We start from the raw sequence: 10,292 nt of genomic DNA, 5'->3' as shown, positions 1-10,292 counted from the left end.
CGGCGACTCCTACGATAATGCGATGGCAGAGAGTATCAACGGGTTGTACAAAACGGAGGTTATCCACCGCGGGAGCTGGAAAAACCGGACGGAAGTGGAGTTGGCCACGCTGGACTGGGTGGACTGGGTGGACTGGTACAACAACAGAAGGCTGCTCGGGCGGCTGGGTTACATCCCTCCTACTGAAGCCGAAATGAACTATTACGCTTTGCAATTAGCATCAGAGGAAGCGGCGTAGTATTGCCAAAATTACTCTCTAATAAACTCGGGGTTATTCAGTACACCACTAATAGAGTTATCAGGAATACGCGGCGTTTTAATTAACTTGCGAATATCAGCACTTCCCATATCGGGCATCTCCTTTTCATAGGGAACAGTAGGCTGTTTGATAGCGTGGTGCGCCTTCAAACGTTCAAACGTTAAAATAGAAACGTACTGGCTTTTCTCATTCCGGGTCAGTCGCTCATCACACTGGATAGCGCGGCGGGCCGCATAAAATTGTGTGTCGATGGCACGGATGTCCTGCCGCTGGGCGGGGTGTAGCTGGTTTTCCTCATATCGCCGCAAGAAGTAGGCCGCCACGAAAGACGCCTTTTTATCCGGCTTGGGCATCACACGACGAACAGGGCTGACGGCGGTTGACCTGAGCGGCCTGTCTCCCTCACCAAACAACACCGTTCCGCGCCGCTGTATCTGCGCAAGCGTCGTCACCTGATGGGGATGACGCGCATAGGGCGGCATATTCAGCGCGAAGGCGTCTCCTCCTCCCATTCCGGGCCTAAATCGATAACCGGCTCTGTGGATTGACGCTGAGACAGTTGGGACGCCAGGAATGGCGGTAAACTTGCCTGTGTGGTATTCCCCAGCGTTTCGTCGTCGTCCTCTTCCGGCTGATAAATCAGATCGCAATCCAGCACTTCCTCCTGATGCTGATTGTCCCAGGTGAAGGTGTGCACCACCCGGCAGAAACACCGTATTAAAGGCTTCTCTACCCGCCCTGTGAGTTGCCACATCGCCGCCGGACACACTTTGCACGCCATCGGTAACGCGGGTAATTCGTTTTTCTCCAGTTTCAGCAACACTTCGCTGGTTATCGCTTTGCCGTTCGGCAGGGTATAAGTCATAGTTCCCCCGGTATTTATCGTAAAAAGCCGCCTGACGTTGTGCCAGGAGATGAAGTTTCTCTTCAGGCGACGCCGCCTTGTAACGCTGTCGAAAAGACGGCGTTGCCTTGCTCACATATTTGATTTCTTTTGCCCGCTGAGGCCATTCCCGCAATCGGTCACGGATAATCGCCTTATCCAGAGGGGGCTTTTTAACCTCTCGACGCACAATAAAATCATCCTGAAAAATCGTTTCTTTCAGATTGGTAAATTTTTCATCGCCGGGAATCCGGACCGCAAGATATTCATTCTCTTTTCCCTGATGACGTACGCGAGTGTCACCAAAGGTCGCCACGTGTGCATAAAAATCCTCACGACTAAAAATAGCCTTATCTATCACATCGCGCACAAGCTGCTTTTTAAACGCCTGATGCCGTCCTCTAAAATCATCGCCTTTATAACGGGAAAGTACATCAGCGGCACTGGTCGGATCCACGCGAACGTGCTCTCTGGGTGAGGCCAGATGATACTTCTGATTAATGTACTCTTGAAAGGCTTCAAAATACGCCACTTGGCGTTCTACCATGCCACGAGGATTCATTTCCTTTCCTGAAAGGAGATTTCTTCGCGGAATAAAAATATGAATATGTGGTTTTCTTTCAACCGGCTCACCCGTTTTTCTGTCTGCAACAGATTTGATTTTAGGCAGATGGGCTTCGGCATAGAAATTATACTCCTCATCTTCATAGGCGTACATTAAAAACTGCTTGAACTCCTGAGTAATCGACAGCAGCATATCATAAGACAGTTCATCTTCCCGAAATGACAGCGTGAATGTAGCGTAGCGCTCCTGCCCCTTATCGGGTATCTGCTGATATATCTTTTTCGTAAGGTCTAAATCACCGTAGAGAATAACCCGCTCATCAAGCTCTTCTCGTGTGTATTCGCGTCCGCTTTTTTGTCCTTCCTCAAGATATTCCTTTCCGCCATTATTATAACCACTGACTCTAATCAACATCATCAATTCCTGAAAGCAATAGCTGGCGAATATCAACAAGCGCATTATTGACAGATGTATAGAGTGATGATGACACTTTGCCGGCAACATAAGCGCTGTTGAGTTGATGTGCAATCTGGTTCAGATTATTACTCGACTTATTAAAGAGAAAGGTTAAACGCGCCAGGTCTTTTGATGGCGTTGATTTTACGGTAAGATTAACATTGGCATTTAAAAAAACCTCACGAAAGAAGGCGGACTTCTTCATGTTTGAAGAGGCCAGTTTTTCCTCGAACTGAGAAAAATCACTTTGGGACAAGCGAAAGGCAACCACCTTATCTTTGTTCTTCTTTTCTGCCATAGAACGCCTCTGATAACGAGTAACAATGACACCGACTGGGTATGCCGAGCGCCAGCGGGGTTTCAAAGGGGGGACCCCTTTGGCACGGACGATTTTACAGGTGGCGCAGCCATCTGTAAACATCGGTCACGTGCCTAATAAAAATGTCTAATTTAAATAAAACACACTTATCATACATAAATCACCTTAACAAAATCAAAAATCACACATTAATCATCTATTTTTCATACATTATAGGCACAGAACTTGACAAATCACACAATAATCATCTATATTTCACACATAAAGGGGGGATGTATGGGTGATTCAATAAAAGAAAATCTCAAAGAATTGATTTTTCTACTTAGAGATCCAGACACAAAAAGCAAACAATCGGCTTTTAATGCATGTTATCGACAACTGACTAAGGCTAAAGATCTCGCTTCTTGGGAGACAATTGTAAAAACAATTAAAAGCGAAACAGGAATTGAATTTGATTCAAGGATCGCATCAAATATGTACGGAAGAACAAAGAGAAAATTAGAAAAAAAACTTTCTCTTAGAGTAAAAATAAATGAAGAACAGAATTCAACCATTAAGGATAGATACAACACAGAAAAAAATAAAGAAGTAAAGTTAGAATCGCGTAAGATAGAAAACCCAGGAGATCTTAAAAAGCTACGCTCCAGAACAATAAATTTAGACGACTTAGAAAACGGAGATTGAAATGAAAGTTGCCATTCTTAATTACACTGGTACAGTAGGAAAAACTACCATTGCCGCTCACTTACTTTCACCACGCATGAACAATGCACCAATATTTTCCATTGAATCCATTAATGAAACTGCTGAAGGACTTGGTATTGATGTTGAAAAAATGAAAGGTAGCAAGTTTAGAGAATTATTCAGAAAAATCATGCTAGAAGATGATTCTATAATAGATGTTGGTGCGTCAAACATAGAAGATTTCATGAACAACATGATTAAATTTGATAACTCTCATGAGGAAATTGACTACTTTATAGTTCCAGTAACAAGCGGAACAAAAGAGCAAAAAGAATCAATTTCCATGCTAGATACACTATCAAATATTGGCATATCTGCCGAAAAAATAAAGGTCATATTCAACAGGGTTGAAAGTGATGTCCTTGAAGAATTCCCTTACGTCATTAACTTTCATAAAAAAGAAAAAACTTTCACAGCAGACATAGATTGTGCAATATGGGAAAATGAAATATTTGACGCCTTAGCGGTTAAAGGTATTACTATAGATGCACTAATAAATGACGACACCGACTATAAATCATTATTAAAAAACAGAACAGATGCAACAGAAAAAGAAAGAAACAAATGGGCTGATATGTTTGGATTGAAATCTTTAGCAAAAAGTGTAAAAAGAAATCTCGATTTAGTTTATGACAACCTATTTAACAAAAAGGATTAATCATCATGAGTCAGGAGAATAAAACACCAAGAACCGCTAGAGATGCACTTATAATAGAGCTATTAGGAGATTTAGGTGTTGTACACGATGAGATAAAAAAACTACCATCTAACATTGAAAATGTTTTAGCTGACTCAATCAGATTGGTGGCAAAGTCTGTTAATGACGTTGAATCATCGGCTGAAAAAATAAAAATTGAAACACAAGAATTTTTATCATCTTTATCAAAAAAAGAATTAGAAAATCATAAGATTTCATCGCAAGAAGTATCATTAGGTGAAATCGAATTACTAAAAACTAAAATTTCTCAAACAATCAATACTGCTGTCGAAAAAAGTATTGAAGAGCCACTGTCTGAATCGAAAGAAATAATTAACAAGCTAAATAATCAATTACACAATAGCACAAGCCCCATGCCTAGATCAGGATGGGCAACAATTATCATTCTAATTTTTGTCTCTACGTTTTTTGGCATGTTTTCATTGTTCTCCTACTTAAAAAACATTTCATTGCAACAAAAAAACATGGAGCTACAACAAGATATAAATTTTGAAAATAGAAGATTTGCTTACCATATGGAGGTGATTAATAGATTACCCAAAAACACACAAGCTCAATATGACGAAGAAAAAAAGAAATTTATTAAAGATATGGAAAAAAGAATACATCAGGATTGATACGCACGTTTCACACATACCCACAATCGCTATGGCGCTCCTTACGTAGCGCCACCGCTCCCGCTGCGCCATGCCGCTTTATGGCGGCATAGCTTGCTGGCTTACGCTCATGTGGATATGTGCAAAACGCTACTTTTTTATAAAGTCGTTAAGAACCCCACTGCCTTTATCATTTTTTCAATGGTTAACCCTTCTATCTCCAATGAATAGCCATTAAAATTTTCCTCAACTTTACCTTTTATACCATTTTTTATTGAAACATACGTATTCCCGTTATACTCGTTAACCGTTGCCAGTTGTTTTAACATCCCGAGTACAATCATTTTTTCTTCATTCTTTTTCTTCTCTTTTTGATGAGAGGCCATTGCAACGGCTATGTGATCATCCGCATGGCACAGTATCTTACGTTTTATATCCCCGGCAATACTACGAGGATCGCGCATCGGTGAAATTGTACAGACATCAGATTTCCCATAACGATAATAGTGATAGTCAACACTGCCGACAATATAAAATCGCCCTTTTTTCATTGTCACGTAAATGGCGTAATGCCGCAGATCAGGGTGCGTTAACTTTATTCTGTTAAAATAATTCCTCTCCAGGTTATCCACGCGCCATTTATTACCCAGAAAAAAGCACACACGCTCAAAAAGTAGCAAATAATTCTCTTTAAAACTTTTTTGATCTTTCATGGATATCATCCGAAAATGAATTTTTGGGGGAAATGCATCCCCCATCACGGTTAAACTCTGGCCTCTACTCGCCGCCATCCTCTCTCCTTATGAGGCCCGTCTGTACCGTACATTTCTCGGATTTCGTCTATACTGTGCTCTTTTCTGTTGAATCGACTTTTATGCTCTTCAGGACGATAAAACCACTGTTTTTTCTTTGCCGCCCATTTACAGCCGGTTTCCTTCAATATCTCTTTGTGCTCGCGTGTTTCTCCGCTAATCCAAACCCAATTGCCAATCACCTCATAAATCACGCCAGCCAAACCAGAAAGGACATTTAATACTTTTTCCAGCTCCTCACCATAGTCATAGCTAGCACCTTCATCATAACTTTGAAATTTATTGATATTTTCAATGTTAGCCATTAAAAAATCAAACGCAGTATTAACGGCTTTCATCAGTTCCCCACCCAACGGATTACGATCTGGATGATATTTCAAGGCCAGTTTCTTATAGGCGATTTTTATATCCTGCTCCGTCAATTCGCCTGATAAACCGAATACATTGAGTGCTTCCTGTACGTTCATAGGTCACCCCCAAAGCATCCAATGATTTCCAGCCTGTTTTTAAACCATCTTTTGTTAGATTCGTGAGCCGCGGTGTTGACGTTCTGTTGTTTCATGTTTGGGGACTCCTGTGTTGATAATCCATCTCTTGTTGAGTTCTTTCGCCGCAAGGGGCGAGCGGAGTACCAACGCAGGCAGAACGCCAGGGGCGGGCGCACAAATTTTTCTGGTCTAGCGCAGCGGCCAGACAAATTTTTGTGACCGTGCATTTCACCCCTGGCGGTATGACCAGGCGGTGCTACGTTAAAGCCCAGGCGAAAGGGCTTAACAAGGATGGGGCAACACCACGCCAACAACATGAAACAACCCGGCACGCCGCGAGCGGAGCGAACGGCGGGACGACATTAAAGGCCCGGCGGGCCGGTGACTCAGCGGCGCGGCCATCTGGCCGCTGCAAGCGTATTCCTTTGCGGCGCTGGCGCAAGCCAGCAAGGGCCGCCGGGCATGACTGAAGACAACGCTATCAATGGAGACGTCTGTTATCAAAGTTCTCAACGGTAAAAATATCTTTGTTTATCAAAACACTATCATCATGGTTATTTTCTTCATCCCTGATAATGGCGCGCGCTGAAGATAACTTTTTCGCTGTCCAACCAAAATAGTCACGGAGAAAAAGTATCATCATACCTTCTGCCGCGTTGCTATTTTCACCATTCTCTTTATTTTTACTGCACTTATTGATAGAAACATCATAGCCGCACGCTACTTCTTCATTTTCAGGATAGCACTCAGCAAGACAATAAGCATTCCTGTATTTATTAGAGAGCTTTTTGATAATATCATTAAGGCTCTTGTCTTTTCTGATATAGAAATACATTTCATCGTGGCATGAAAAGAAATTATCTATTCCGGCTTGCATTTCTGAGCCACAAAAAAGCCCATAATGCTCCGCCATAAAGCCGATTGAATTAAACCATCGCGTATAGAATCGATTAACAAAAACACCCACGTCATTTTCTTTGACCTGATGGAGGATATGGCACCAGTGTGTTTCATACTCCACAACAATAAAGTTGTAATCACCCCCTATTTTTATCACATCAACCACAAAATGAATTTGCTCACGCGAATGTCCACTTTGTGATTGAACATCCTCTTCGATAGAGGACGTTGGAACATTGAAAAAGACGTTATCGACACCTTTTTTATATCGACGACACAGATGCTTCGCAGCCATTTCTGTCACATTAAACACCAACATATTAACCTCAATATCACTTTTCTCGGTAGAGTTTATCTCAACCCCGCGAGGATTGCTTTGCCACAATAATACTCACATCCATTTAATTAGCGGCGGTTGAAAGCAAATTCAACCTTACCTTCGACATTTAATTGCAGTGGTGCATCAAATGCCTTACCCGCTTTGCTCTTGAACCCTTTAATCACCCCCGTTTTTCCCCTGGTCAACAACGTTTCAATTTGGGTCGTGGTCAGCGTCTTACCGGCAATCTGCGGCCATAACCGGAAAGTACAGGCTTTGCACCTGACAACCTTGGCGGAAGCAAACAACGCCTCACCACACATCGGACAACGCGCATTAATCGCCTGTGTATCAACGGAGACAGACTGAACCGCACCCAAATCAACCTGCTTGACCTGCTCACCAATAAACCGCTCCAGTTCATCCAGAAAGGCATCCACCGTTAACTCTCCCGCCTGGATCATCTGTTGCTGTTCATGCCACAGCGCCGTCATATCCGGCGTCGAGGCTATCGGCGGCAAGGCCGCGATAAACTCAAGGCCCAGCGGGGTAGGGATGAGTTTTTTCTTCTCTACCGTGTAAAAGCCGCGTTTTTGCAACGTTGCCAACATCGCCGCCCGCGTAGCCGGTGTCCCGATGCCGCCATGCTCCCCGGCCTTGCCTTCATCCCGCGCCATCAGCAACGCCTTGATGCGCGGCTCCCGGACATACCGGGCCACCCGTTGCAGGTCTTTCAGCAACGACGCTTCGGTGTAAAGCGGCTGGGGCCGGGTTTTCTCCTTGCTGACGTTTACCGTCTCGCAGCGTCCAACATCACCGGCCGCCAACGCCGCCAGGGTAGAAAACGCGCTGCCCGCATCGTCGGGGTTATCGTCATCCTCGTCCACGCCACCTGATAACAGCGCAGTCCAGCCCGCTACAGTGGTGTGATTCGCGCGGGCGATAAACGCCTTGTCTTCGACGCCAAACGTCACTTGCGCCGCCTGATAGCGTTTTTCAGGCAGAAATTGCGCCAGGTATTGCCTGACGATCGCCAGATACACCACGCGCTCATCTGGTGTGAGTCTGTTGATATCGACCTGTGTTGCCGTAGGAATGATGGCCGTATGTGCCGATACCTTGCTGTCGTCAAACGCTCGCCCTTTACGCCGGGTATCTGACTGACTGAACGACTCTGCCAACTCAGGCAAGGCATGGCGCAGCGCCGCCAGCGTATCCGGCGCTTCCGCATACTGTTCACTGGACAGATAATTACAATCTGAACGATTGTAGGTAATGGCTTTGTGCTTTTCACGCAAGGCTTGCGTCAGTGCCAATGTTTTTTCAGCATCGATACCCTGCTGGCGGCTCATTTGCGCCTGCAAATCCAGCAAGGAAAAGGGCAGGGGGGCCGGTGTCTGTTTCTCTTCCACGCGGGCCTCGGTCACCGTCGCGCATTTGCCCTGGCACAGGGTCGCCACATTCTGCGCCCACGGCTCATCGATAATGCGCCCCTTATCGTCAACCGGTGCCACATCCGGCACAATCAGTTTTGCATTAACCGCGCCCGCAGTCATCGCCATCGTTGCGCTGACGGTAAAATAGCTCGCCGCCGCATGATTTTTAAAAGCCAGGTAGCGGTTAACAATCAGCCCCAGGATAGGCGTTTGCACTCGCCCAACCGACAACACGCCTTTCAGTCCTTTCTCTTGACCGGCCAGCGTATAGGCACGGGTCATATTGAAGCCGTAAAGCTGGTCACCGATACTTCGCGCCAGCGCTTTTTGCGACAGCCCGTAGAATTCCTGATTATCACGCAAACTCGCCAGCGCCTTACGCGCCGCATTAACGTTAAGGTCATTAATCAGCACCCGCTTCACCGGGCCGTCATAGTTGAAGAAACTCAACACTTCATCAACCAGTAATTGCCCTTCGTCGTCCGGATCGCCCGCATGAACCACCAACGTCGCACGTTTAAGCAATTCGCCCACCGTATCAAGCTGCGCCTGGGTATCTGGTTTTGCCACATACTTTGGTGGCCGTAACTGGAGAGGTAAATCGCTGCGCGTCCATTTGGCATAACGGGGGTTATGCATCTCTGGCGGGGCAAGCTCCAGCAAATGCCCCACACACCAGGTCACACTATCCTGACCGCATTCAATATAGCCACTTTTGCGGCGAGGCTGGCCTAGCGCTTCCCCAATGACCTGAGCAAGTTGCGGCTTTTCTGCGATAAAAAGTTTCATAAATCACCTTAAAATTATAAACAGTGAAGAAAAATAGATTTATTCCGTTTAATGAAATAAAGTGAATGCGAATAAATCAAAAAACGGAGAATCATCATGAAAGTAAAATCATTACTGTCCGTACTAGCATTTTCATCAATCAGCCTGATAGCCCACGCCGCAGAAACCGACAATCTGGCGGTGTATTCAACACAGCAGGATAAAGGCGCAACCTCTCTCGGCAAGCAGGCTTTTCATACCAAAAGCTTCGATGTTACATTGGCCAATATTGGCGACAAAGACGCTGATTTAAGCAAGTTGTGTCTTAAGGCCTATAATGGACACGGAAAAGCATTCAAACTCGACACCATTGATGAGACGTTAACAACCGGAAAACTGGCACCTAAAAAAACACTGAAAGGCACCGCTGTTTTTGCCTCAAATGATGAGTCGGTTTATGACGCCTCCATTGTTAAACTGAGCGACTATTGCAATAGCCACGATAATAAATAAATCATCGGCAGGGGTTTTCCCCTGCGTTGTTTCAGCATAAAACATTATCCGAAAACACTATTCTCTACTTCGACATAGACAGTCGAGAAAATAAATCTCCGCGTTCTTTATCCAAAAAAGACAGATACCGTGCATAAACTCTTTTTGCATACCGCATTCTAAATGGCGCATTGGCATTTTTAAACCCTGCATTATAGGCACCGACCGATCCCCAGTTAACGCCATTGGCAGAGATGTTTTTAGCCAGAATATACGCACCAACATAAATGTTCTGGCAGGGGTCATTTAACAGCTTTTCTCGTGTTATCCCCCATTTGTTCTTAAGAAACGGAAACCACGACGAATTGATTTGCATCAGCCCCACGTCTTCACTGACGACCTTTCCCTGTCGCCGGTTAAGGCCAACGGCGCGGGGATTCATACCGCTTTCGACCTCCGCTATCGCTATCAACAACAGCGGATCAATACGGTAGGTTCGCGCCGCTGACTCAAAACATGCCGCTATCGCGGCTTTTG

The 10,292-nt window shown here is 44.9% G+C and carries 12 protein-coding genes; 5 read left to right on the top strand and 7 right to left on the bottom strand.

The annotated features are described in order from the left end of the window. Nucleotides 1–238, top strand: a 238-nt coding sequence (locus CINSTRO3249_RS08290; RefSeq protein ID WP_143146883.1) for an integrase core domain-containing protein, incomplete at its 5' end; no start/stop codon positions are given. Nucleotides 239–249: 11 nt separating this feature from the next. On the opposite strand, the gene CINSTRO3249_RS16230 is transcribed toward CINSTRO3249_RS08290, so the two are convergent. After that, nucleotides 250–2,160: a molybdopterin-guanine dinucleotide biosynthesis protein MobB gene (locus CINSTRO3249_RS16230; RefSeq protein WP_217265382.1), complete on the bottom strand. Its 1,911-nt coding sequence runs from the start codon at nt 2,158–2,160 to the stop codon at nt 250–252. Further along, on the bottom strand, nt 2,111–2,461 hold the full coding sequence (gene mobC, locus CINSTRO3249_RS08270) for a plasmid mobilization protein (protein WP_074012930.1): 351 nt from the start codon (nt 2,459–2,461) through the stop codon (nt 2,111–2,113). Before mobC ends, CINSTRO3249_RS16230 begins: the two co-directional genes overlap by 50 nt. A gap of 297 nt (nt 2,462–2,758) precedes the next feature. On the opposite strand from mobC, the gene CINSTRO3249_RS08265 reads away from it, so the two are divergent. The 3 genes from CINSTRO3249_RS08265 to CINSTRO3249_RS08255 are packed head-to-tail and all read left to right on the top strand — an operon-like array spanning nt 2,759 to nt 4,561. Beyond that, complete coding sequence (locus CINSTRO3249_RS08265; RefSeq protein WP_074012929.1) at nt 2,759–3,166, top strand: hypothetical protein; 408 nt, start codon at nt 2,759–2,761, stop codon at nt 3,164–3,166. A gap of 1 nt (nt 3,167) precedes the next feature. Then, nucleotides 3,168–3,884: a StbB family protein gene (gene stbB / locus CINSTRO3249_RS08260; RefSeq protein WP_074012928.1), complete on the top strand. Its 717-nt coding sequence runs from the start codon at nt 3,168–3,170 to the stop codon at nt 3,882–3,884. A gap of 5 nt (nt 3,885–3,889) precedes the next feature. Further along, nucleotides 3,890–4,561 carry a hypothetical protein gene (locus CINSTRO3249_RS08255; RefSeq protein ID WP_074012927.1) on the top strand — a complete coding sequence of 224 codons (672 nt, stop codon included), beginning with the start codon at nt 3,890–3,892 and terminating at the stop codon, nt 4,559–4,561. A gap of 137 nt (nt 4,562–4,698) precedes the next feature. On the opposite strand, the gene CINSTRO3249_RS08250 is transcribed toward CINSTRO3249_RS08255, so the two are convergent. From CINSTRO3249_RS08250 to CINSTRO3249_RS08235, 4 genes are all read right to left on the bottom strand, one after another. Next, complete coding sequence (locus CINSTRO3249_RS08250; protein ID WP_084790159.1) at nt 4,699–5,331, bottom strand: hypothetical protein; 633 nt, start codon at nt 5,329–5,331, stop codon at nt 4,699–4,701. After that, on the bottom strand, nt 5,304–5,819 hold the full coding sequence (locus tag CINSTRO3249_RS08245; protein ID WP_074012926.1) for a J domain-containing protein: 516 nt from the start codon (nt 5,817–5,819) through the stop codon (nt 5,304–5,306). The genes CINSTRO3249_RS08250 and CINSTRO3249_RS08245 overlap by 28 nt, the downstream gene beginning before the upstream one ends. A gap of 502 nt (nt 5,820–6,321) precedes the next feature. After that, nucleotides 6,322–7,044 carry a hypothetical protein gene (locus CINSTRO3249_RS08240; RefSeq protein ID WP_125933153.1) on the bottom strand — a complete coding sequence of 241 codons (723 nt, stop codon included), beginning with the start codon at nt 7,042–7,044 and terminating at the stop codon, nt 6,322–6,324. Between the two features lie 101 nt (nt 7,045–7,145). After that, a complete protein-coding gene (locus tag CINSTRO3249_RS08235; RefSeq protein WP_074012924.1) occupies nt 7,146–9,284 on the bottom strand; it encodes a type IA DNA topoisomerase in 2,139 nt (712 codons plus the stop codon). Between the two features lie 96 nt (nt 9,285–9,380). Here CINSTRO3249_RS08235 and CINSTRO3249_RS08230 point away from each other — a divergent pair, with 96 nt between their 5' ends. Beyond that, entirely contained in the window at nt 9,381–9,776 is a 396-nt protein-coding gene (locus CINSTRO3249_RS08230; protein ID WP_074012923.1) for a DUF4354 family protein, read from the top strand. A gap of 64 nt (nt 9,777–9,840) precedes the next feature. On the opposite strand, the gene CINSTRO3249_RS08225 is transcribed toward CINSTRO3249_RS08230, so the two are convergent. Then, on the bottom strand, nt 9,841–10,292 hold a 452-nt coding region (locus tag CINSTRO3249_RS08225), incomplete at its 5' end, for a lytic transglycosylase domain-containing protein (RefSeq protein WP_074012922.1).

Source organism: Candidatus Sodalis sp. SoCistrobi, from assembly GCF_900143145.1.
Classification (GTDB): Bacteria; Pseudomonadota; Gammaproteobacteria; order Enterobacterales; family Enterobacteriaceae; genus SoCistrobi.
The sequence above is the reverse complement of the archived record's forward strand: the minus strand, read 5'-3'. Positions and strand labels throughout refer to the sequence as shown.